Annotated in this window: 17 protein-coding genes and 1 pseudogene; 9 read left to right on the top strand and 9 right to left on the bottom strand. The window is 49.0% G+C overall.

Annotation, left to right across the window (positions count from 1 at the left end; genetic code table 11):
* Positions 1-7: 7 nt before the first annotated feature.
* Positions 8-388, bottom strand: coding sequence for a restriction endonuclease (locus H8B09_RS01245; protein WP_224753312.1), 381 nt, complete (start codon positions 386-388; stop codon positions 8-10).
* Positions 389-653: 265 nt separating this feature from the next.
* Here H8B09_RS01245 and H8B09_RS01240 point away from each other — a divergent pair, with 265 nt between their 5' ends.
* Positions 654-2678 (top strand): right-handed parallel beta-helix repeat-containing protein, encoded by a 2025-nt coding sequence (locus tag H8B09_RS01240; RefSeq protein ID WP_191201669.1) that lies wholly within the window; start codon positions 654-656, stop codon positions 2676-2678.
* Between the two features lie 277 nt (positions 2679-2955).
* Here H8B09_RS01240 and H8B09_RS01235 read toward each other — a convergent pair whose 3' ends face one another.
* From H8B09_RS01235 to H8B09_RS01225, 3 genes are all read right to left on the bottom strand, one after another.
* A complete protein-coding gene (locus H8B09_RS01235; RefSeq protein ID WP_224753194.1) occupies positions 2956-3318 on the bottom strand; it encodes a cupin domain-containing protein in 363 nt (120 codons plus the stop codon).
* A 304-nt stretch (positions 3319-3622) separates the two neighbouring features.
* The gene (locus H8B09_RS01230; protein WP_224753193.1) at positions 3623-5287 is read right to left on the bottom strand and encodes an extracellular solute-binding protein; all 1665 of its coding nucleotides are present in this window, start codon (positions 5285-5287) and stop codon (positions 3623-3625) included.
* Positions 5288-5320: 33 nt separating this feature from the next.
* Entirely contained in the window at positions 5321-7627 is a 2307-nt protein-coding gene (locus H8B09_RS01225; RefSeq protein ID WP_191201667.1) for an AraC family transcriptional regulator, read from the bottom strand.
* 256 nt (positions 7628-7883) lie between these two features.
* On the opposite strand from H8B09_RS01225, the gene H8B09_RS01220 reads away from it, so the two are divergent.
* Positions 7884-10445, top strand: coding sequence for an S-layer homology domain-containing protein (locus H8B09_RS01220; RefSeq protein WP_191202742.1), 2562 nt, complete (start codon positions 7884-7886; stop codon positions 10443-10445).
* Between the two features lie 397 nt (positions 10446-10842).
* Positions 10843-11928 (top strand): annotated as a pseudogene (locus tag H8B09_RS01215) (Ig domain protein group 2 domain protein); the annotation flags it as partial.
* 579 nt (positions 11929-12507) lie between these two features.
* Here the strand turns inward: H8B09_RS01215 and H8B09_RS01210 are convergent.
* Both H8B09_RS01210 and H8B09_RS01205 read right to left on the bottom strand, forming a co-directional pair.
* The gene (locus H8B09_RS01210; protein ID WP_191201665.1) at positions 12508-13149 is read right to left on the bottom strand and encodes an alpha/beta hydrolase; all 642 of its coding nucleotides are present in this window, start codon (positions 13147-13149) and stop codon (positions 12508-12510) included.
* A gap of 20 nt (positions 13150-13169) precedes the next feature.
* On the bottom strand, positions 13170-13574 hold the full coding sequence (locus tag H8B09_RS01205; RefSeq protein ID WP_191201664.1) for a DoxX family protein: 405 nt from the start codon (positions 13572-13574) through the stop codon (positions 13170-13172).
* Positions 13575-13722: 148 nt separating this feature from the next.
* Between H8B09_RS01205 and H8B09_RS01200 the strand changes: the two genes are divergently transcribed.
* A complete protein-coding gene (locus H8B09_RS01200; RefSeq protein WP_191201663.1) occupies positions 13723-14274 on the top strand; it encodes a helix-turn-helix domain-containing protein in 552 nt (183 codons plus the stop codon).
* Positions 14275-14444: 170 nt separating this feature from the next.
* Here H8B09_RS01200 and H8B09_RS01195 read toward each other — a convergent pair whose 3' ends face one another.
* Positions 14445-15614, bottom strand: coding sequence for an MFS transporter (locus tag H8B09_RS01195; protein WP_191201662.1), 1170 nt, complete (start codon positions 15612-15614; stop codon positions 14445-14447).
* Between the two features lie 346 nt (positions 15615-15960).
* On the opposite strand from H8B09_RS01195, the gene H8B09_RS01190 reads away from it, so the two are divergent.
* From H8B09_RS01190 to H8B09_RS01175, 4 genes are all read left to right on the top strand, one after another.
* The gene (locus H8B09_RS01190; RefSeq protein ID WP_191201661.1) at positions 15961-17481 is read left to right on the top strand and encodes an MDR family MFS transporter; all 1521 of its coding nucleotides are present in this window, start codon (positions 15961-15963) and stop codon (positions 17479-17481) included.
* Between the two features lie 46 nt (positions 17482-17527).
* Positions 17528-18481 (top strand): helix-turn-helix transcriptional regulator, encoded by a 954-nt coding sequence (locus H8B09_RS01185; protein WP_191201660.1) that lies wholly within the window; start codon positions 17528-17530, stop codon positions 18479-18481.
* A 21-nt stretch (positions 18482-18502) separates the two neighbouring features.
* Entirely contained in the window at positions 18503-19255 is a 753-nt protein-coding gene (locus H8B09_RS01180; protein ID WP_224753192.1) for an SDR family NAD(P)-dependent oxidoreductase, read from the top strand.
* Positions 19256-19421: 166 nt separating this feature from the next.
* The gene (locus H8B09_RS01175) at positions 19422-20492 is read left to right on the top strand and encodes an SDR family oxidoreductase (protein ID WP_191201658.1); all 1071 of its coding nucleotides are present in this window, start codon (positions 19422-19424) and stop codon (positions 20490-20492) included.
* A gap of 4 nt (positions 20493-20496) precedes the next feature.
* Here the strand turns inward: H8B09_RS01175 and H8B09_RS01170 are convergent, their stop codons facing one another.
* Positions 20497-20865 (bottom strand): winged helix-turn-helix transcriptional regulator, encoded by a 369-nt coding sequence (locus tag H8B09_RS01170; protein ID WP_191201657.1) that lies wholly within the window; start codon positions 20863-20865, stop codon positions 20497-20499.
* 180 nt (positions 20866-21045) lie between these two features.
* Between H8B09_RS01170 and H8B09_RS01165 the strand changes: the two genes are divergently transcribed.
* Entirely contained in the window at positions 21046-22491 is a 1446-nt protein-coding gene (locus tag H8B09_RS01165) for a DEAD/DEAH box helicase (protein WP_191201656.1), read from the top strand.
* A gap of 87 nt (positions 22492-22578) precedes the next feature.
* On the opposite strand, the gene H8B09_RS01160 is transcribed toward H8B09_RS01165, so the two are convergent.
* The gene (locus H8B09_RS01160; protein ID WP_191201655.1) at positions 22579-23781 is read right to left on the bottom strand and encodes a MerR family transcriptional regulator; all 1203 of its coding nucleotides are present in this window, start codon (positions 23779-23781) and stop codon (positions 22579-22581) included.
* Positions 23782-23783: the final 2 nt, after the last annotated feature.

Genomic DNA, 23783 nt, shown 5'->3' with positions numbered 1-23783 from the left:
ATGTATACTACCTCGCTTTTTGCCTGTTCTTGGTCTGCCATTTTTCCCATCTCCGTAACTTCTCTCCAAGCATCCCACCATGCCAATACTCGACTCGAAACTGCTCCGCTTCCTTCTTTGCGGGTCCCGTCAAATCTGATGATGTAATAAGCAGGGTCAACATGCAATTATGATTCCGTTTTGCAGCAACAAGCTCCCTAACGGTCTGCACAGGAACCAAGTTGTGGTCAGCGTAGCATTTTGCCTGCACAGCCGTTCTTTCTCCGCGCTTGTCCACAATAACCAGATCCACTCCACCGTCATTTCCGCCTATACCGACTTCATGAACTACATATCCCTGATCTCGGAAGTACAGTGCAAGGAGCCTTTCGAACTCCGTTCCGTTCAGATTATCAAGTGAACTGGACAGAATGACCTCATCCGGTCGGCAGGATTTCGAATTCCGGTTAGATTTCTGTTTTGATGATTCTGATCATACCTCACTCTAGTTTTTTTCCACCTATCTCAATGCGGATGGAACATCTATTTTCTGATCTCTCCCATCATATTTTTCTAGTATAATGACTTCATACAACAATAATTCTATACATATCCTGCCTTCAGCTTGTAAGGAATTCTTACGACTTTGTAAGGTAGGAAGAAGGAGAGTCTTTATGGAATATCATGTATCCATACGTGGGAATGATCAGTTGAAAGGAACAGCTGATCAACCGTTTCGTACAATATCACGTGCTGCGGCTCATGCGATGGCGGGTGATACGGTTATTGTTCATGCCGGAATATACAGGGAATGGGTTAACCCGGCTAATGGCGGCACAGCGGAGCATAGAATAGTATATCGATCCGCAGGAGACGGGGAAGTCGTCATTACAGGAGCTGAACGGATTACCGACTGGAAGTCTGAAGAGGACAATGTTTGGAGCACAGAAGTGCCCAATTCCATTTTTTCCGTTCGTAATCCCTTTGAAGTGGAGTTGAGTGGGGATTGGGTGTTTGACGGGCCCTTCCCGGTTCATCTCGGTGATGTATATTTGGATTGCAAGTCCTTATATGAATGCGACAGTATTGCAAGCGTTTACAAGCCTGAAGTTTGGCCCGAAGCCAAATATCCCGAGGATTCATTGTTAAAATGGTATGCCGAAGTTGGTTCTACGACAACAAAAATCTGGGCTCATTTTGGCGGAAAAGATCCTTGTAAGGAAAATGTAGAAATCAGTGTCCGTCCTTATTGCTTCTGGCCTGAGAAACCAGGACTTAACTACATAACCGTAAGCGGCTTCACGCTTCGTCAAGCCTCTCCTCAATGGGCGCCGCCTACTGACTACCAGGAAGGTTTGATCGGGCCTCACTGGAGCAAGGGTTGGATTATTGAGAACAATATAATCAGTGAATCCAAATGCGTTGGTATCAGCCTGGGGACCGAAATCGGTACAGGTCACACCAAGTCTTTGGAGAAGCATATTAAAGGAGGGACTCAACGCGAGCAGGAGGTTATTTTGCGAGCATTACGCTCCGGCTGGCATAAAGATCGAGTCGGCAGTCACATCGTTCGAAATAATGTGATTCATGATTGCGAACAGGCAGGCATTGTCGGTCATATGGGAGCAGCCTTCAGCCGCATTTATCAGAACCGCATTTACAATATTCACCACAAGCGGCTCAGACACGGTGCCGAAGTAGCGGGAATTAAGCTGCATGCTTCCCTGGATACTCAAATCAGTGAAAATAAAATCTATGGCTGTTACCGTGCGCTTTGGCTTGACTGGCAGGCACAGGGCACCCGCATCAGCCGCAATGTGTTTTTCGACAACCTTTCCGAAGACCTCTTCGTTGAGGTTTGCCATGGTCCGTATATGGTCGATCATAATCTGTTCCTATCTCCCATGAATTTCAGAAATATGGCGCAAGGCGGGGCATTTGCCCACAATTTGTTTGCAGGTAAATTTGTAGTTCGTTCCGAGATTACCCGTATTACGCCGTATCACTTCCCACACGAGACGGCAATGGCGGGGTACTCCAATATCACTGGAGGCGATGACAGGTACTACAACAATATCTTTGTGGGCGATGATGTCGCTAATAAGGAACCTGTTCCAATAACCTTTTTTGAGCATCTTCCACTGAAACCAAGGGATGAAGTTGGAGCTGACGGGAAGACCGTCATGGATGGCGTTCCGGACAATTCCATTTGCTATCTGCATGCTGTGGGATTGGGGGGATACGACAAACATCCTAATGTAAAAGATAAGAAATGGTGGGAATACACCAAAGAGGAGCTCATTGAGCTTGGCGATGCCGCAAAAGATTTCTTTATAGGAAATGCCGTTCTTCCAGTAGCTATGGGTGGAAATTTATATCTTAACCATGCGGTTCCAAGTCGTCATGAATCGAATGCGAAGATATATGCGCAGAAGGGCATAAAAATTGAGATTAACCCTGCGCAAGGCAGGGTGCAAATGCAGGTCAATGAGCCCGAACTGCTTCGGGGAACCTCTGCAATGTTGGTTACCACGGACTTGCTTGGAAAGACTTATCACGCCGATATGAAGTATGAGGAACCGGACAGCACTCCATATCGTTTCGACTCCGACTTTTTCGGAATCAAGAGACCCGATGCAGCTGTCACGCCTGGTCCGTTTGAATGGACCGACAATGGTACCATTGATTTTGAAATTTAGTTTATGATTGAGGATCCAGTCAGAGTGGCCTCGATTTTCCTTCTAGCAACATTGGCTCTATCACGATAATCAACAGAAACTTGCCATTACTTATGATAAGGTTCACCTTAACGCTCATAACGGCGAAAATCGCAAAAGGAGCTGCCGTGGCAGCTCCTTTTGTTGTATATATGGGATTGATCTTACTGTGAACGTACATCGTCGAAATTCCGTAGAAGGCGTTTCTCCAGCTCTTTATCGTTCGTTTTTAATTCTTGCATGATCGGAATACTCATTGTTATTCCTGCCAGGTCACTGGTTTATCGAGTATGACGCCATCCGTCTGCACCCATTGACGGAGACTGCCCGCTTGGACTTGAATTACGATAAAATACAAATCGCCAGTACCGTTATTGCGAAGCGTGCGTTCGCCTTCAGCTGAAACACGAATAGCCGTTCCTTCCTTTACATCAACAATCTGTCCATCTACCTGAAACTGACCTTGGCCGCCAATGAATAGGTATAGCTCTTCATTCTCGCGATGGGTGTGGTAGAACGGGACAGAGCCTCCCTCCGGCAGCTGGTTCAGTGAAACTTCCATGCCGGTTAGTCCAAGCTTGTCTTTCAGAAAGAGCTTGCCTGGGATGGGATCCTTCGACATACTCAAAAGATTGATAATAGGACCTGATTCCAAAACATTGAAATGATTACCATTCATTTGAAAATTTCCGTTCGGTTTAAGTTTAGTACCGGCACACGAAGAATTAAACTAAATGTTAAACCATATGGCCGGCAGGGTTTTGTCTGTTTCGAGAATGTCAACCGGAATTTCGCCACCGACTTCGTTATGTGATAAATCGAGTATAAAGTCCGTACTTTCAAATTGCAAGTATAGATGCAGAGCTTGTCCCGATAAAATTTTCGTTGTTACTTGTGATAAGGCTCTCCCCATTTAATCTCCAACCCTACTTCTCGCCATGCTCCTTATACCAATCATTCGCTTCCCTCAACACCTGCGTTCCGCCTGCTGCCATAAACTCCTTCACGAACGTATCGAAATAATCCACCGGCTTATCTCCGGTAATAATCGAGATATACGCTTTGTTCTTAAGCTTGATTAAGTCTGACCCATATTTGATCAAGGACGGGGTCGCAACTTCTAATGCATTATAGATCCCGTCCTGATCCAGTCCTAACGTTGCAGCCCACTTCTCCCTTCGTTCCGTTGGCATCGTAGGAACGGTCATCCCGAGTCCAGCGCCAATCTGGTTCTGATAGCTGAAAGTATGGTCGTACGGAGGACGTATAATGACGTCATCCTTGGCAGGGCTCGCCCACTGCCAATGCGTTCCTTGAATGCCGTACTTCATCGAAGCGGCTTCGTCCGGATCAGGATTGGCGCTCATACAGTCCAGCAGTCGAAGGATCATCTCCCTCTTGCCAGGCTCCTTGGCAGCATCGGCTCCAATTGCCGTGAAGCTCATGAGCATATCATAGGCTTTGGAGCCCCGCTTCCCCTCTGGTCCGCTGAAAGGCCGACCGAACACAATTCGAGCATCGGGATGAACAGCGGTCAATTCCTTCACATTGAATGTCGCTTCCACAGGAACCTCTTCGCCGTTCGAATTCCACTTCAAGTAATCGCCATCTTGAATCCAGTGATAATAGTTGCCCATAGAGGTCATACCAATCGTTCCATTAATAAAAGAGTGCGAGAGATGCTTGTAGCCGCCCTTATTCTCACCGGTAATAAACGTTGGATCGATGACGCCGTCCTGGTACCACTTGCTAAGGTATTGCAGCGCCTCCTTCATCTCCGGCTGCAAGGCGCCAACAACTAACCCTCCATCCTTAACGCCGAAGTAAAGCTGGTCCGCGAAGACGATCTGCCCGAAGGCACCAAAGACGACATTCATTCCCTCGCTGGACAATCCATACGTATCCTTGATGCCGTTGCCATCCGGGTCCTCATTCGAGAATGCATAGATGACCTTCTCAAATTCAGCCAGCGTCTGCGGCACAGACAGACCCAGCTTGTCTAACCAATCTTGGCGATAGACAACGGGGATGCGATAAATGTTCGTCGGATTAATGACCGGAATGCCGTAATACTTCCCGTCAATGACACCATAATTCTGATAGTCGGGCGCATGATCCCGAAGTGCCTTCATTAGATTAGGCGCATACTTCTCCAGCATCTCCTGCGGAATCTCTGCCAGTACGCCCTGCTGCTCGTATTTAAGCAAATCCTGTGGTTGTCTAATTCGGAATAGATCGGGAATCGCGCCTTGCGCCAGCTTCATATCGAGCAGCGCTTCATATTTGTTATTCTCTAGATTCCAGAACGTAAGATTGACGTTGAACTTCTGTTCCAAGTAGCGAACCATCTCCGCGTCCTCCGTAACGGGGAAATTCTGATGCATCGTCCAAGAGATATCATAGAGAGGGGTATCCGAAGCCGAAGCATCCGTAGAAACAGCTGAGACATGCACGTTATCGGCATCCGTTCCATCCGCGTTATCTCCGCAGCCGCTGACAACGATCGCCAATACTGCTATCAGCAGCAATGCGGACCCGCCGCGCCTTAATTTCTTAGCAGCCATCTGGACGAACTCGAACTTTCTACTCATTAAGATCTTCCTTCCATATACGTCCACCAGCGGTTACGCTTCCTTCGCAATGCTGCGCAGATAATTGCCCGGCGTACATCCATGCATTTCCTTAAACTTCTTGATAAAATAAGCCGCCGTACCGTAGCCCACCATATTCGCGATCTGCTCTATCGTCATATTGTTCTTCTCAATAAGTACCTTCGCCCGCTCCATTCGCTGGCTGGTCACGTAGTCGGTATAATTCATTCCGATCTCTTCCTTAAACAACTTGCTAAGATATTTGGAGCTAAGGAACACTTGAGCGGACACCGCGTCAAGCGACAGATCCCCCGAGAGATTGTCTTCAATGTACTGCCTAACCACTTCGATACTCGACACAGCCCGTTCGCTGTTCCGATTCTCCAGATACGCAAGAAGATCGGCAGACGACTGGACCAGCCATTGTCGGAAAGCTCGAACGCTTCGCAGCTGTGCGAACTGACTATACAGATCCAGCTTCTCTTGCTCACGATGCTTATATTGAACGCTCTTCAAGTAGTCGGAGTAGACGAACACGATATTCCCTAACATGAATCGGCAATGATCAGCGGAATACATACCTTCTTGCATCGCCAAGACCAACTGCTCCACAACCATCTCAAGTTCATCAGACTGCCGAGCCTGCAGTTTATCTCTGAATCTCGCCACAATCGCCTGCGGAATTTCTTCCGTGCTGTTCTCCCGATCCAGCAGTTTGCGATCGTTCAGAATAGCGATGTCCGGCAAGAAATAGCCGTACTTCAATTTGATATGAGCCTCGTCATAGCTCTCATGAACTTCCGTCATCTCCGGCACCCAACTGCCCCATGCGATTTGGACATCGAGTTGGAATTGTTCCTTCCCTTCCGAGATGACGAATTGCGAGATCTGCTCCAGCAGTCCGTCGCTCGCTTCATTGGCGCACACGATGACGACAACCCTCTTATCCGGAAGCGCTTCGGCAATAATACGGCAGTCCGGCAGGACCACCGATTCCAGCTGGTTCATAATCCGGAATACGGCATACTGCATATTGCGAGCACTTAACTGGGCAAGCGCTTCGCTTGAATCAAGTACCAGACAGCAATAATGGTTGTATGCGTGCGTAAAGCCTATAAACGGACGCTCCTCCAGCCATTCCTCAGGCGTATAGCAATTATTTAATAGATTTTGGACAACATTATGTTTAATAACCGCGCTATTCGCCTCCAGCGTCTCTTCCAGACTGTTCACTTTATCTTTCAACTTCACGAAGGCCGCGTCGATAAGTCCGTATTCATTCGTCATCTGCTCAGGTGCATGGTCTAATAAACCTCGTATCTTCGCCGTCAGCCGCTTGATTGGGCTGTAGTTTGCTCTGGCTAGAATGCCGGACATCGCGATGCCAATCAGGATGACTAACAGACAGATGCCTAGAATCAGCTTCTGAATGACAATCGATTTCTCATAAAAGGAGCTCGAAGGCACTACGCTGTACATGGTCCATCCCGTCGAAGGTATTAGCTGATAAGAAACGACATGGGATGCTTGATCGATCGTACCGTTATTGCTCTGCGCCTCCCCCTGTATCGTGCTATCGTCGTATTCACCTTGTAACCCTAACTTGCTTGAATCCGCATCGGATATGGTCTGGCCGGAACGATCTAGAATAAAAGTACCTTCGTATTGGGAAGGCATCATGTTGCGAATAATGTCACGGATCGCACTTTCCTTCACATCTACCGCAATAATAACGTCGCTGTCCGAGCCCGACTCTTGGAATGGATAGCTGTGAGCGAACGTGATTAAGGCATTGCTGCTACTGTTATCCGATTGGACAGTGTAAATATCCTGCGGAATCACACGGGTTGACGTCCAGTAGCTGCTCGATGGATTGCTCCGCATCCCTTGAATCCAATCGGCCAAATACGTCATGCTGCGGTCATGATCAACATTCATTGCCAATCCATATAGCGACGACAGCAGCATCTTATTCTTCGGATAATAGAGATGCACGGCTTGTACGACGTCTGAATTGCTGATCACTTCCGACTTGAGCAGCTCTTGCAGATCAATGACCTTGCTGTGATTGTTCTGATACGCAGGGTCGGCGAACAGTCGCACATTTACATTTTTGCTAAGCGAGATGTCCAAGTACATTTGCTGCGCTCTCTGGAGCACCGTCGATTCGATCGTTTGCGCGGTATTCTTCAGAATCAGCTGATTTCGATTACGAAGCTCGTCCTTATATTTGCCTGAGAAATAAATATAGAAGGTTGAGCAGAGCAGCAGCACGATAACGATCACAATGGACATATAGGAAATCGCCAGGTTAGCAAATACGGAATTCCGCTTCTTCATCTTATTGCTCCTCCCTCCCTGGTTTGTTGTTCGATCGTTGTACTCAATTATCAGCCTTTTTTATTTGTCGAATGTAAACTAGCCGCGGCGTTATATTAGGTGAATGTTAAAAGATCCCCGTATTCCTCCCAAACTGATAGAAAGGGGAAATTGTTATATTGCCGCTCGCAGCGGCCCGATGCTACATTGAGTCCGATTCCGATGCCCTAGCTCGGGCCGAGAACAATATGAGACGAGGAGTAGATTCATCTTGAAAATGAAAAACAAAAACAAGCTGGTATCAGCTGCGATGGGTACACTGCTATTGATCAATCCCGCTGTCGACAGCATCACGGCTTCAGCAGCAGACCATTCTTCCGTTCCACTGCCTACAGCTCCAGCTTGGGGACACTTCGTCGACGGTTACAAGAACAATATTCCTGCGAACATGACACTGGAGTCCAATCCGGCAATCGGCGTGCTCTCCGGGTTTCTGAAGCTGTGGACGCCAGGCACTTCATGGGATAACGGTACCAAGCTGAACAGCGAAGTGCTGGACTACAATATTCAATATGTTGCCAATCTGTCCAAGACTCGCACAAAGGAAATGGAAGACGCCGCTTATTACGATGACCGACGCAACCAAACCTACGGTGCGATTGATGGTCTTGGTTCATTGGCAGACGTGTACCGCAGCACTACGAACACGTATACGACCATTGCAAACATTCCGGAAGATGCAACGACGGTGAAGTACAACGATGGCAACGGAGAGAATAAAGGCGGCAGTTCCGACTCCTCGCTCGGCAAGATGGTCGATCTGATTGGCATCGTGCGCGGCAACTATGCTTCGTCCAATCAGGCCAAGAAGTATTACAGCTATATGCGACCTTGGCGTTGGCTCGATACTACCTCTGTTATCGTCCCAACGCTGGTTCCTGCGAGAAGCTCAACGCCGGAATCGGACGGCGGCTTCCCAAGCGGTCACACGAACGCATCCTATCTTGCTTCGCTTGCGCTCGCTTATGCCGTGCCAGAACGGTTCCAAGAGCTGCTGACCCGCGCTTCCGAGATGGGCAACAATCGCATCGTCGCCGGTATGCATTCGCCGCTTGATGTCATGGGGGGACGCGTCCTCGCGACAGCGCTGGCAGCCTCCGCTCTGGCCGACCCGGACAATGCAGCGCTGAAGCAAGCTGCCTATGAGCAGGCACACGAGACTTTGCTGACCCAGACTGGCACCGCAGTCGACCGCTTCAGCAATTATGAGCAAAATAAAAAGGACTTCACCGACCGCTTGACTTATGGCTTCACGCCAATCTCCTCCACAACGGAACCGACAGTTGTTCCGAAAGGCGCTGAAGTGTTGCTCGAAACTCGCCAGCCTTACCTGAGCGATGAACAGCGCCGCGAAGTATTGGCGACGACTGGCCTGCCATCCGGTTATCCGTTGCTCGACGATCCAGAAGGCTGGGGACGCCTCAATCTGTTCGCTGCTGCTGACGGCTACGGCGCCTTCAATAACAACGTAACGGTAACGATGGATGCGATCAAAGGCGGCTTCTATGCGAAGGACACTTGGAAGAACAACATTGCCGGCACAGGCAAGCTGACGAAGGAAGGAACTGGTTCGTTGACGCTGACAGGCAGCAATACGTATGCCGGAGGCACCGAGCTTAACGCTGGTACGCTGACAGGCAAATCGACAATTGCATTCGGCAGCGGCGACGTAGCGAACAACGGTGGTACACTTGCTGAGGATGTTATCGGAAAGGTGACAATCGGCGGAGACTTCACTCAAGCGGCTGATGGTACGCTGGAACTGAATATGGCAAGCGCCAATGACGTATTGGAGACGAAAGGTGCTGTGGAAGTAAACGGTAAGCTGCACCTATCCTTCACGAATGGTTACGCGCCAGGCACGGGAACCTATACGTTGATGGAATATGCTGACGGCGCTCGTACAGGTCAATTCTCTTCGGTTCAAATTGACGGCCTGTCTAGCTCGTATATTACGCAAGTTTTCTATCGATCCGATAAGATTGTGTTGAATGTTACGACGCCAACTTCTACGACTGATCCGGTCGTTGTTCCTGGCACAGGTTCCGGCACGGATACCAATGCAAATACGGGCACGGAGCAAGGCACAGACACGGACAACCAAGGATCGAATGGTACGGAACAGCCAGAAACGACGGTAAACCCGTTCCAATCCAACGTCGTGAATCGGGATGCCGTTCTGAATGCGGTAAACAAAGCAATCGCCGCATCAAACAACGACAATCAATCGTTCAGTGACATCAGCAATCATTGGGGCAGCAGCTTCATTCATAAAGCAGTCAAGCTGGGCATCATTACGGGATACGAGAATCATACCTTCCGTCCGAACTCGCCGGTTACAAGAGCCGAATTCACTGCGATGATTGCCCGAGCATTCGCGTTGACGCCAGATGCTTCAGCTAGCTTCAACGACACAGGTTCGAGTTGGGCTGCAGGTTACATCGGTGTGCTCGCCAATAAAGGCGCTATTACCGGGTATTCGGATGGCAGCTTTAAACCAAATGCTCCAATCTCCCGCGCCGAGATGGTTGTCATCATCTCTCGCATCTTGAACCTTGATATATTGGCCGCTGGACAACCCGTCAGCTTCAACGATGTGAGCAGCAGCTTCTGGGCAGCGAATGAAATTGCACGCGCATCTTCTGCTAATCTGGTGCAAGGAATCTCCGCGTCTTCGTTCTCGCCGAACGGCACGACGACTCGCGCAGAAGCCGCTACACTGATTATCCGCGCGCTGGAGAGCGACAGCTCGATCAAAGCGCTGATTGAAGGTGTGTAAGAAACTATAGCTATAACAAGGCGGCTCGTGTTTGCGAGCCGTCTTGCTTTTTGGACACAAAATAAGAAGGCTCATTCTCCCCTAGTCGCGAAATATCGTCATCTTTACAAATCCTTCGGGGCACCATGACTCTGCCATAATAATGTTCTGTTCTAATAGGCACGTAACAACAATCAAACAAGTCAGGAGGGACATGAAGGATAGGAGACGGCTTCAATATATAAGGATCATGGATGGAGGAGAAATAATGAAGAAGAACAGCTCGAAGTGGACTCGCAGCGTAGGCGCTTATCTGTTAACGTGTGCAATTATTATGGGGATCTTCAGTATCCCTGGACCTGCCGCATTCGGCGAGGGTCCTTCTGATTCCGCTCCGGTGCTGCAGCCAACAGGTACAGCCAATGGCAAGAAAATATTGTTCGACAATACCCACGGTCAAACGGCTGGCGCTGCAGACTGGGTTATCGACGGCGGTTTCTCGGACTATGCGACGGCTTTAGCCGGCCAGGGCTATTATGTCAAAGAATTACGCAAAACGACGCCCATTACGCTGAGCGATCTTAGCGCTTATAACGTCTTCATCATTGGCGAAGCGAACATTCCTTACAAATCGTCGGAGCAAGCCGCGATGCTGCAATATGTACAGAATGGCGGAAGCATTTTCTTCATTGGCGATCATTACAATGCTGACCGTAACAAGAACCGTTGGGATGCTTCGGAAGTTTTTAACGGCTATCGCCGCGGCGCTTGGACCAACCCTGCCAAAGGGATGAGCACTGAAGAAGCTAATTCCGATGCGATGCAGGGCATTGTCAGCTCGGACTGGCTTGGTACGAACTTCGGCGTTCGGTTCCGTTATAACGCAATCGGCGATGTAACGGCGAACAACATTGTTTCTTCATCGCAGGCATTCGGCATCACCCAAGGTGTATCGACTGTAGCTATGCATGCTGGCTCTACCCTTGCTATTATGGATCCGACCAAAGCAAAAGGAATCGTCTACCTGCCTGCCACGACGACCAAATGGTCGAGTGCCGTTGACCAAGGCGTCTATGCAGGCGGCGGCGTGAGTGAAGGACCGTTCGTCGCTGTTGCTAAGGTCGGCCTCGGCAAAGCAGCGTTCATCGGCGACTCTTCCCCAGTTGAAGACGCAACGCCGAAATATAAACGCGAAGAGGATGGCACCACGAAGACGACTTACGATGGCTTCAAGGAGCAAAATGACGGAACGCTGCTCGTCAATATCGCGAATTGGCTGTCCGCTCAGGAGTCTTATACCAGTCTGAGCCAAGTTAGCGGCCTCACGCTTGACCAAGCAACTTCGCTGCTTGCGATGGAAGCGCCAGCTGCTTCGACGGAACCACAATCAGAGCCTTGGGCAACGCCAGCGGCAGGGTACAAATGGTGGGATCGCTGTACCTTCAAGACGGGTTCCTATGGTGGCGGATCCTGTACGGTCACGAACCCCTCCACATCGCTTAACGAAGGATTCGAGTCCGGTACCAAAGCCGCATATACCGCTGCTAGCGTTACGCTCAGCTCCGGCTCTTGGACGTTCGATAATGCGCTGATCGGTGACTTGAGCACGGACAAGAAGGTTGGAACGCAATCGGCTCGCATCAAATCGTCGGGCTCCATCTACATGAATTTCGACGTTGCGACTGCAACAACCGTTAAGCTGAGTGTTGCAAACTTCAGCACGGATACAGGTGCGACTTGGAAGCTGCAGAAGTCGACCAATGCAGGCTCGACCTGGACGGATGTTACGACTGCAGCAACTGCAACATCGACGTTGACCGAGAAGACGATAACCGTTAATTCAACGGTACCGGTGCGCTTCAAGATTGTAATAGCCGGCACTTCAGGCAGCCGAATTAACGTGGATACATTTACAGTGAACTAACCCTTCCTTCGACTTCTGTGATAAGGTTTTTCGTGCAATCTGCAAACGACAACATTAAGCCATCTTTGCAGGAAGACACACCTGCGAAGATGGCTTATATGCTTCGACTTCATGAGTAGATAAAGGCAATGGACATCTGATTATATGAGGGTATTACAATCATTCGTTCACTTGCTTAAGCCATTTCACGAAATCCCTTTGATTAAGCTCGGAGACGCCATGATCGGTCGGATACACGTTGAAGGTCAAGCGAGACGTTAGACTTCCCATATAATCGGCCGTTTCATGCCCGATCCGAATCGGGAATACGGAGTCGAATTCGCCGTGGGAAATAAACACCGCTACATCCTGGATGCTCTTCAGCGTATATTCCGTCTTCACGAATTCCGGTACATACCCGTTCAACGCTACGATTCCCTTCAACGCATCCCCCATCGTAAGCGCCATCGTCATCGACAAAATCGCGCCTTGACTGAAACCGAGCAAATAACGCTTAGCCGCATCGATCGGATACTTCTCCGTCGCATAATGAATGAATGCTTCCAATTGCTCGACCGCTTGATCGAACATTTCCCGGATCGGATTGCCTAAGCTCTTCAGCTCATAATATTGGAAGCCCGCGCCCAAGGTAAGATTGCCGCGAATGCCGACAATAATAAATTCATCGACTAACGGCTCCACTAAACCAAACATATTCCTCTCGTTCGACCCTTTGCCGTGAAGCGTGAAGATGGCCGGATACCGCTTGTCCGGATCCATGTTAGCCGGAAAATGAATGTCATACTGATAAGTCGGGTTCATGAGGTCACATCTCCTTTGGGTTAGGCGCTGCGCTTTCTCCACAACATGTGGTCGAGCGACAATGGCGATCGGTCAGCAACAATTAAGTAAACCGCAATGACGATAAAGCTCAAATCCAGCTCATAACCGGCCATCTGGCCGTTCCCAAGCAGTCCGACGGACAGCTTAGTTGTAATAATCGCGCCAATGAGTATGATTACCAACAAGGCCGCCACATATCGGGTGAAGATACCTGCTATCAGCAGAATTCCTCCAACCAATTCGATATACGCCACGGCATAAGCCAGCGGCCCCGGTACGCCGATAGAATCGAACCACGCCTCCACATTGCCTAAGCCCATCTGAAATTTGTCGAGTCCATGAGCCACGAATAAGATTCCCAACACGATGCGCGCTATAGTCGAAACAACGTTTATTTTTGTCATAGGATTCCTCCCCCTCGTGAATATTAGTTATAAAGATGTTTGTTTCGTATAGCTAATATATTGTTTGGAGGAGTAGCTTGTCAATAGGAATATTGTTATTATTAATATATATTCAGTATTACAAATATTCTAATGGGGTGAAAATCCGTTGAACATCGGTTCCACCATCCGAACGATACGCAAACGCAAAAATATAACGATCGCGCAAATTTGTGAAGAAACCGGTTTGTCGCAAGGCTTCATGAGCCAGGTTGAAACGAATAAAACGTCTCCGTCTATCGCAACCTTAGAAAGCATTGCTAAGTCCTTGAAGGTGCCGCTTGCTTACTTGCTGCTGCAGCAAGAGGAACGCATGAATATTGTCCGGAAGGACGAGCGGAAAACGACGACGAGCGGGACCGAGAAATTAATAGTGGAACACTTGAGCTCGACTAAGAACGTAAGGACGATGCTCGTGGAGATTCCTCCCGGCGCTTCGACCGGCTTGGCTCCGCATGCGCATGAGGGTGAAGAGGTCCATGTCGTCGTGAAAGGTACAATCTACGCCGAACAAGGAGAGGATGCGGCTGAATTCAGAGAAGGTGACTCCTTCGGCTGGAATGCTTGCACCCCTCACATTGTCAAAAATATTGGCGAAGAAATCGCTCTTATTCTGATTGCTGTCTATACCGAAGGCGATCAGGCGCATGATTATCTGTAACCCCACCGGGAATAACGTTTTGAGAAATAGGTATTAGACCGATCCGATAAATGAAACAGCGGCGCACTAGGATGCGAAAATAAAATCCTAGTCCGCCGCTGTTTTGATTTTAATTTCAACGTCTCCGCTAGCGAAATGTCGTACTTCTAGGACAACAATACGGATCTAAATTACAATTGCTTAGCCTTTTCTGCTCTATGTCCTGACCGCTGTAAATAAACGGCAGTGGCACATGCGATGAGCACGCTGACTGCACCGGCCCAACCAATGTGAATAACTGAAAACCGGGCAACAATCGCTCCGCCTGCAGCAGCTCCCGCTGCCATACCGATTTGAAGTATGGACGTATTTAGGCTCAGCAAGATTTCCGAAGCTTGGGGAGCCAGAACAATAAGGCTAAGCTGCTGTACAGGAGCGGTTGCCCAAGATGATCCGGCCCATAGCATCATTAATATCAATGAGACAAACTGTGAAGGGTGCGTCAATTCGAAGAGTAACAAGACAAGGGCATGCAGCAGAAGACTGGAGATCAGCATTGCCGATGTGCCCCACCTATCTGCGCCATATCCACCAAACCGCGAACCGATTATACTGAATATCCCGAACGCAAATAATCCGATACCGACCCAGTTGTTAGGCAGGTGTGTATGCGCAAGCAAATAAGGAGAGATATAAGTATAGACGATGGAGTAGCCCATAATCCAGAAAAAGGTAACTGACAGCGTGATACTTATACTCCGGTCCTTTATACTCGAAAGCTGTATGCCTAGCGAAACGGGTCTATGGCCTTCCAAGTGCGGTATCCATTTGGAAATAGCAATTATTATGAGAACACCACCGCCTGCAACAATAGCAAACAAATAATGCCAATCGAAAGTGTTCGCAATCACTCGTCCCATTGGAACTCCGATAATCAGTGACGAACTGAAACCCATAATGACCGTCGCAATGACACCACCCTTTTTTTCAACCGGAGCTAGATGTGCTGCAAGAGTTAGTGCAGTGACCGTATAAATACCTGAGCTGACCGCCAGTATGACTCGGGATGCCATAAGGAGTGATATATCTTGGCTAAACAAAGCGAGCAGATTGCCAATTATGAATACAAACAATGAAATAGATAGCAGCTTCTTTCTTTCGACTCGCGAAGTGACGGCGACTAACAATGGAGTGCCCAGTGCGAATACGAGAGAGAACACAGTGACGAGCTGTCCGGCTAACGATATCGGGATCTTTAAATCGACCGCAATCCTATCTAATACGCCCGCTATGACAAACTCCGATGTCCCGACCAAAAATCCTCCCGCAGCCAGCAAGTATACTCTCCAATAGTACTTCATAAATGACAATCCTCCCTATTCCTTATCGTCCGTTGGATTTTACGCTTTCAACTTTTTATCATTTTCAGTTTTATCACAAAGTGACATTTGAAATGTTGCTCTTTCATTCGGAGGGACGTTTTTTCATGGTTGAAAAACGTCAAGGAGCAAGTCGTATGACGACCTGCTCCTTATGTCTGAAAGTCTAATCCACCGATGCTTAATAAACATTATTGGGTTTCGGTGAGAATAAAAAAATCCAATTCAGCCCTTCTTCCCTGACACACAGCTGTCAACAATGAAACCTTATGATGGTCTCAGATGATTGTTCAGCAATCAATTCAGGTACATGAAGGGATGGAAACGTATGACAAACAAATTACCCGCAATCGTTGGAGGCCTGCTGCTTGCTATTCTAATGGCGTCCATGGACAACACGATTGTTTCAACCGCAATGGGTACGATCGTCGGAGAGATGGGCGGACTCGACAAGTTCGTATGGGTTACCACCGCGTATATGGTAGCAGAGATGGCCTGTATGCCGATCTTCGGCAAGCTGTCCGATATGTATGGACGCAAACGTTTCTTCATCTTCGGGATCATCATGTTTATGATCGGTTCCGCATTATGCGGATTCGCGCAATCGATCGTTGAACTAAGTATTTTTCGGGCTGTACAAGGAGTCGGAGCAGGTGCAATGGTATCCATTGCGTTCACGATTTTGTTCGATGTCGTATCGCCTAAAGACCGCGGGAAGATGATGGGGGCATTCGGAGCCGTGTTCGGTTTGTCGAGTGTGGTTGGTCCACTGCTAGGTGGGTACATCACCGATCATATTAACTGGAATTGGATTTTCTACATCAATCTTCCGCTCGGCTGCATTGCTTTACTGATGATTGTGTTGTTCTATAAAGAGTCGGCTGAGCACTCGCGTCAGCGAATCGACTGGGCGGGTTCGATTCTTCTCGTAGGCGCTGTCGTCTGCTTTATCTTCGCGCTTGAGCTAGGCGGCAAAACGTACGCTTGGGATTCACCTCAAATTATCGGGTTGTTCGCCGGATTCGTGGTCCTTGCTTTCTTACTTGTCGTGGTGGAGAAAAGAGCAGCAGAACCAATCATTTCATTCGGCTTATTCCGCAGCAGATTGTACGCAACGAGCAATCTAGTCGCGATGCTAAGCGGCGCTGCATACATGACGGCGGCGATCTTTATCCCGATCTACGTGCAAGGCGTGTTCGGCGGTTCAGCTTCCAATTCAGGTTTAACTTTGTTGCCGATGATGTTCGGATCGGTCGTCACCGCGACGCTTGGCGGATTTCTCATGACGAAGCTTCAGTACCGCACCATTATGATAGGGACGTTGGCGACGCTAGTGACTGGTATTGCCCTCCTCTCGCAGATTACGGTAGAATCTTCTCGACTTTCAATTACGGGAATTATGATTCTTATCGGACTTGGAATTGGTGCTTCCTTCTCGGTACTCAGTACATCTGTGCTTCATTCATTCCCTGCGGCGCAGCGCGGAGCGGCAACCTCGACGCTCAATTTCAATCGTTCGCTTGGCATGGCGCTTGGCATTACGATCTTCGGAATTGTACAAAGCCACAGCATGCTCTCGAAGCTTACCGAATCACTTGGCAAAGGCGACATAGCGGTTCCCGCTGATTTGAACCTAAGCGATCCCCATTCACTGCTGAATCCATCGTTCCGTCAATCAATCGATCCTAACCTTCTGGATACCATTACAACTGGGCTATCGGGATCCATTGAAGCAACCTTTGCTTGGAGCCTTATCCCCGCTGCGCTGGCGCTAATTGCGGCATTCCTGATGACGAGGGATAAAATGGAACCGGTTGCCGAAGGCAAGGAATTGGCTGCGGTGCATTAATTTATATAACGGCGAGCTGCGGCATGCCGGATTAGGAGATATAACAATGAAGCTTGAACGATTAATGACCATTACGATATTGCTGCTTAACCGCAAGCGGATACAGGCGCAGGAATTGGCAGATCAGCTCGAAGTATCGCTGCGCACCATTTATCGCGATCTCGATTCACTTGGTCAAGCGGGCATCCCCATCGTCTCCTACACCGGCATGGAGGGTGGTTATGAGATTATGGACAGCTTCCGGCTGGATCGACAGCTGCTGTCCTTCGAAGAGCTGACCGCCCTCTCCACTGCTCTTCGAGGTCTCGCGTCTACGAAGGCTTATGACGCTTCGAATATGGACCGCCTGCTCGGTAAGGTTGGCGCGATGGTCACGCAAGCTGAGCAAGGCCGGACAGGAGAAGGACATCGCATTCATATCGATTTCACCCCTTGGAAGAACAGCCAAGAGGATCAGAGTCGGTATGATTCGCTTCGTAAAGCTGTGGACGAACGAAAACTCATCCGTTTCAACTACACGAGCCGAACAGGCGATGAACAAGGGCGTGAAGTAGAGCCGATGTCACTCGTGCTCAAGAATTATTCATGGTACCTTCATGGCTATTGTCTCTTACGCAACGATTATCGCATCTTCAAGCTGACTCGTATTCAGGAATTAGAGGTGCAGGCTGGTACCTTCATTCGCCGAGAGGAATCGCACGTTCAGTTGAATGAAAGGTGGGCGCTACCTGAGAGGAACGATCCGTTTTCAGTAATTCTTCAATTCAAAGCATCGGCTGCAGTGAGCGTAATGGACCAATTTGATGCCAAAGATATTGAACGGCTTCCAGATGGACAGCTCCTTGTACGTACGACATTTTCTAGTGAAAACTGGTTGATTCGTACCGCCTTTCACTATATGGCTGATGTCATGGTGCTTGAGCCTGCTCATCTTGCTGACAGGGTGAAGAAGATTGCGCTAGATATTGCAAGGCAATATGGTGTATTGGATACCGACTAAGTTTAGGGAAGGAGGTTGGCTATGATGTCCCTACATGGAAAAGTAATCATTGTTACCGGGGCTGCGCAGGGGATTGGGCGAGCAACGTGTCTGCAATTGGCTTCACTGGGAGCCAAGGTTGTGGTCACCGATTATGAGAATGAGATGACCATCCAATCTGTTGCTTCCGAGATTATTGCCGTCGGCGGCGAAGCACTGGCAGCATCCGCGGACGCTCGCAGTAAAGAGCACATGGAACATCTCGTGGCTGTCGTGAAGAATACATTTGGACGTATCGATGCCCTCATCTGCTATTCGAATGGCAGCGTCACAGCTTCAACCTTTGCCGAGCTCGCCTGGGAACAATTCGAACAGCAGTTGACGGATGAATTAAAGTCGGCATTCGAATCAACGAAGGCTGTCATCCCGACGATGATCGCACAGCAATTCGGCAGAATCATCTATGTTTCCAGTACGGAAGGCAAGGATCCTGCCCCTCAACATATCGCATTCGGTACGGCGAAAGGCGGGCTCGATACGTTCGCACGATATATTGCACAAGAGTTCGGCCCTTATGGGATCTCGGCAAACATCGTCGCTCCCGGCTTCGTTAAAGCCGATGCTTCTTTTATGATCTCCGAAGAGGAAAGCCGCATGATCGGCAGCTTCACACCTCTAGGCCGGATCGCCGAGCCGGAAGATGTGGCCGGGGTTATTGCCTTTCTTGCAAGCGATAGCGCTAGATTCCTGACCGGAACCTATACGCCTGTTACTGGTGGACTGGTCATGGAGTGAGAACCATTTTACAACAGAAATTCAACTGAACACCTACTAGTCAAGGATTCTATGCGCTGCTGCTTCATGATTACCTCAAGGTGCTTATATGACTTCAAAGTGCGTACTTCTCAGATTCTCTTCCCTCCTGCACAATAAGGAACATGATGAAGAGGAGGAATGAAAGATGAATCGTAATGAAAATCAATCACGGAATACCGCTCTTGTCATTGGCGCCAAAGGGGTTATTGGACGGAATCTAATCGAGCATCTGTCGACACTCGATGAATGGGATATTATCGGGGTCTCGCGACGGGGCGGAGAAGACACAAGCCGAGTTCGTTATTTGGCGGTGGATTTGCTCAATAGAGATGATGCTCGAGTACAGTTAAGCCAATTGACCAACGTGACCCATATCTTCTACGCGGCATATCAGGATCGTCCTACATGGGCGGAGCTCGTCGCCCCTAACCTTGCTATGCTTGTGAACGTCGTCGATGCAATCGAGCCCATCGCTGTGGATCTGCAGCATATTAGTCTCATGCAAGGCTACAAGGTGTATGGTGCGCATCTTGGTCCCTTCAAGACGCCGGCACGAGAAACGGATGCTAATCATATGCCGCCCGAATTCAACATCGATCAGCAGCAATTTCTCGAGAGGCGGCAGCCAGGCAGCAGCTGGACATGGTCTGCCCTGCGCCCTTCTGTCGTTTGCGGATTTGCCTTAGGCAACCCGATGAACTTAGCGATGGTTATCGCCATCTACGCTTCCATGTCGAAGGAAGTGGGCCTGCCGCTTCGTTTCCCAGGAAAGCCGGGGGCTTACAACAGCTTGCTGGAGATGACCGACGCCAACTTGCTCGCGCAGGCAACGGTCTGGGCAGCCACTGACGAACGCTGCGCTAATCAAACGTTTAACATTACCAACGGCGATCTCTTCCGCTGGAATGAACTATGGCCGAAGATCGGTGCGTTCTTCGGGCTTGAGACCGCCCCTCCATTACAAATGTCACTAGATGTCGTCATGGCGGATAAAGAACCGCTCTGGAATAGCATGGTTGAAAACTATGGTTTGGAGAGAAACAGTTATGCTGACGTGTCGTCTTGGCGTTTCGGGGATTTCGTATTTTCTTGGGATTACGACTTCTTCGCGGATGGGACGAAAGCCCGTCGATTCGGATTCCATAACTTTATCGATACAGAAAAAATGTTTATCGACATCTTCGAAGACCTGCGTCGTCGTAAAGTCATTCCTTAATGGTTTATCTTGATATTGGCGGTTCAAAGAGGATCTTGCCTCTCTCGCCATATACCTTATCAACATGAACATCGCCCCATCTGCACATCAGATGAAGGATCTCTTTCAAGCTCCATCCATAATCCGTCAACTCATATTCGACTTTCGGAGGCACTTGGTTATAGGCAATGCGGTTCACAATTCCATCCCTCGTCAATTCGGACAACTGCTGAGTCAGCACCTTTTGCGACATCGTCGGAATCAGGTGCATGAGTTCGCCATTGCGTTTCTTGCCGAACGTCAGATGGAACAGAATGACCGGCTTCCATTTGCCTCCGATCACTTCAAGCGTAGCTTCTACCGCCGTGTTGTAAACTTTATCCTCATCATGCATACCTTCGAATCGCCTCCCCTGTTTTACTTTACCAAGTGAGTCCCGAGACTACAATCCACAAGCTAACCATACGGTTAATAAAAATCTCTTCAACAGCTATTAAAGAGGGATTCAGAGTATAATAGGAGATGAATAATCGACACATATAAGTACTCAAATATAGCGTAGATGAGGTTACCAATGAGCAAGCACCATTTTGCACAATATCAACTAAGTGAAGAGATCGTAAGGGCGCTGAGCAGCTTAGGCTATGAGACGCCAACCGAGGTACAGACGGAAGTCCTTCCGATCGCGCTGGAGAAGAAGGATCTCGTCGTCAAATCACAGACAGGCAGCGGCAAAACGGCTGCATATGGGATTCCGCTCTGCGAGCTAGTCGACTGGAACGAGAATAAACCGCAAGCACTAATTCTTACACCAACCCGCGAACTCGCGCTGCAGGTCAACGAAGACATTACGAATATTGGGCGATATAAGCGGATCAAGTCGACGCCTCTATTCGGAAGATCTCCTTTTCATTTGCAAAAGGCGGAGTTAAAACAGCGGACACATATCGTGGTTGGCACGCCGGGACGTGTGCTCGATCATATTGAACGCGGCACGATATCACTGGGACGGATTGCTTATCTCGTCATTGACGAAGCCGATGAGATGCTGAATATGGGCTTTATCGAGCAGGTTCAGTCGATCATTCAAGCACTGCCCAGTGAGCGGGTTACAATGCTGTTCTCCGCTACATTCCCTGAAGACGTAGCCAAGCTGTCGCGCAAGTATATGGACAACCCTGTTGAAATCGAGATCAAAGCGAGCGGCCTGACGACGGCCACGATTGAACACTCCCTCATTCAGGTCACAGAAGCGGACAAGCTTGCGGTTCTGCACAATGTACTCATCGTCGAGAATCCTGACAGCTGCATCATTTTCTGCCGCACGCAGGAGCATGTCGATACTTTATTCCGAGCAATGGCTGATCTTGAATTACCTTGCGATCGTATTCACGGCGGCCTGGAGCAGGAAGAACGGTTCGAAGTCATGAATGCGTTCAGAAGAGGACAGTTCCGTTACTTGATCGCGACCGATGTAGCTGCCCGCGGCATTGATATTACGAATATTACCCATGTCATCAATTACGACATTCCGCTGGACAAGGAAAGCTATGTCCATCGCACAGGGCGTACGGGACGCGCTGGCAAGACAGGCAAAGCGATTACCCTCGTCACATCGAAGGATAGTCATCGACTAGCCGAGATTGAAGCGTATATTGGATTCTCAATTCCGAGAGTTAAGGCCCCCTCCGAAGAAACGGTTGATCGGAGCAGAGAAGCGTTTGAACTTAAACTAAACAAAGTGCCTGAGCAGCGATCCGATAAGCGCGAGCAACTAAACAAGAACATAATGAAACTGAACTTCAATGGCGGCAAGAAGAAGAAGTTTCGGGCTGTAGACTTCGTCGGAACGATCGCTAAGCTGGATGGCGTGTCCGCGGATGATATCGGCATCATTACGATTCTCGATCATGTGACCGATGTTGAGATTCTTAATGGCAAAGGTCCGCTTGTCCTAGCTTTGATGCAAGATACGACGATCAAGGGCAAGCTGCTGAAGGTGCGCAAGGGGAAGAAATAACCGAAGTTATCATCATAAAGAAGCGTCAGGGACATTGAATTGTTCCTTGACGCTTCTTTGTGATGAACATGTTTACAATGGTACGGTTCACAAACTTTTCTTCCTGGATCGGAAAAACCCGGAGTCCATCGTAATATAGATGCTGCCGTTTCCTTCTATAATCTTCTCATTCAAAAAGGATCTGAAGTCTTTTAATTTATCGCCCTTCAGATAATCTCTTGCGTTCATAGGCGTTGAAGTCATGTAATGAATGAGCGGGTCCGCCTCATCCACCTTCATATAATCCTCATACCGAAGCAGATCAATGACCGAGAAGCGGGACGACAGGATCTCCGTTCCGTTATCCAGATGGAATCTCTCCATTACATCGTCCAGCACACGTAGATCCGGGGAGAATTCCCTCGCGAGCTGCTCCATTTCTTGAAGGTGGGCCTTGCTCATGGTAGAGGTATAGAACAAGCCGTCATTTTTGAGAACCCTATAGCATTCGGACAGCGCTTGTCCGATATCCACCACGTGATAAAGCATGTGATTCGCAATAACGATATCAAACTCGCCATCGTGGAACGGAATGGATTGCGCGTCGGCGGCAAGAAACGCAAACCTGCCGCTGTTGTCTTGGACATTGGAGCGTGCGACCTCCAGCATGCCCGAGGAGATATCCGTAAGCATGATGCTCCACGATGGCGGAATTCTGTCTCTATTGCGGCTCCACAAGGCGGCATCTCCGCAGCCGAGCTCCAATATTCTCAGATTTGGTTCCGAGCCGAGCTGATCGAAGAACCATCGATGCCAACCGGTTTTATTGGCGCTGAAGGTGTCGTACAACCGGATTCTGGCCTGCAGTCGGAGCGCGCTCTGGTATTGCTCCCCCCAATCTTGCTCGGTATGAATCGTCTGAATGATTTCGGACAAGCTATCCCAATCCGTTTCCGCTTGTTTCTCCAGCATATCGAGCGCTTCATCGATTGCTTTGGATACATATTGCATATGGGCAACCTTTTGCCGAATCACTTCCTTTTGCAGCATGAGCGAGCTTCTTAAGTCCTGTTCAGGGAATGAGTCTCCATGAATGATGGACTTGATTTCATCAAGACTTAGACCGATATATTTGAGCGTGTCAATTTTTTGCAGCCGGACCAAATCTTCTTTACTGTACAATCGAGCAGAGGCATGGTTAACATGCGATGGCTTCAGCAACCCAATCTGGTCATAATACCGCAAGGTTCGAAGGGTCAGCCCCGTCCGTTTAGCGATCTGTCCTGTCGTCCAGTATTCGTTATCTTCCATTC

This window comes from Paenibacillus terricola (genome assembly GCF_014779765.1).
Lineage (GTDB): Bacteria > Bacillota > Bacilli > Paenibacillales > Paenibacillaceae > Paenibacillus_T > Paenibacillus_T terricola.
Note: the sequence above shows the minus strand (reverse complement) of the source record. Positions and strands in the feature narration are given on the sequence as shown.

Coding starts and splice junctions, on each gene's coding strand:
- H8B09_RS01240 (WP_191201669.1), top strand. CDS start 654: ATGGAATATCATGTATCCATACGTGGGAATGATCAGTTGAAAGGAACA.
- H8B09_RS01235 (WP_224753194.1), bottom strand. CDS start 3,318: ATGTCGAAGGATCCCATCCCAGGCAAGCTCTTTCTGAAAGACAAGCTT.
- H8B09_RS01230 (WP_224753193.1), bottom strand. CDS start 5,287: ATGAGTAGAAAGTTCGAGTTCGTCCAGATGGCTGCTAAGAAATTAAGG.
- H8B09_RS01225 (WP_191201667.1), bottom strand. CDS start 7,627: ATGAAGAAGCGGAATTCCGTATTTGCTAACCTGGCGATTTCCTATATG.
- H8B09_RS01220 (WP_191202742.1), top strand. CDS start 7,884: ATGAAAAACAAAAACAAGCTGGTATCAGCTGCGATGGGTACACTGCTA.
- H8B09_RS01210 (WP_191201665.1), bottom strand. CDS start 13,149: ATGAACCCGACTTATCAGTATGACATTCATTTTCCGGCTAACATGGAT.
- H8B09_RS01205 (WP_191201664.1), bottom strand. CDS start 13,574: ATGACAAAAATAAACGTTGTTTCGACTATAGCGCGCATCGTGTTGGGA.
- H8B09_RS01195 (WP_191201662.1), bottom strand. CDS start 15,614: ATGAAGTACTATTGGAGAGTATACTTGCTGGCTGCGGGAGGATTTTTG.
- H8B09_RS01190 (WP_191201661.1), top strand. CDS start 15,961: ATGACAAACAAATTACCCGCAATCGTTGGAGGCCTGCTGCTTGCTATT.
- H8B09_RS01185 (WP_191201660.1), top strand. CDS start 17,528: ATGAAGCTTGAACGATTAATGACCATTACGATATTGCTGCTTAACCGC.
- H8B09_RS01180 (WP_224753192.1), top strand. CDS start 18,503: ATGATGTCCCTACATGGAAAAGTAATCATTGTTACCGGGGCTGCGCAG.
- H8B09_RS01175 (WP_191201658.1), top strand. CDS start 19,422: ATGAATCGTAATGAAAATCAATCACGGAATACCGCTCTTGTCATTGGC.
- H8B09_RS01170 (WP_191201657.1), bottom strand. CDS start 20,865: ATGCATGATGAGGATAAAGTTTACAACACGGCGGTAGAAGCTACGCTT.
- H8B09_RS01165 (WP_191201656.1), top strand. CDS start 21,046: ATGAGCAAGCACCATTTTGCACAATATCAACTAAGTGAAGAGATCGTA.
- H8B09_RS01160 (WP_191201655.1), bottom strand. CDS start 23,781: ATGGAAGATAACGAATACTGGACGACAGGACAGATCGCTAAACGGACG.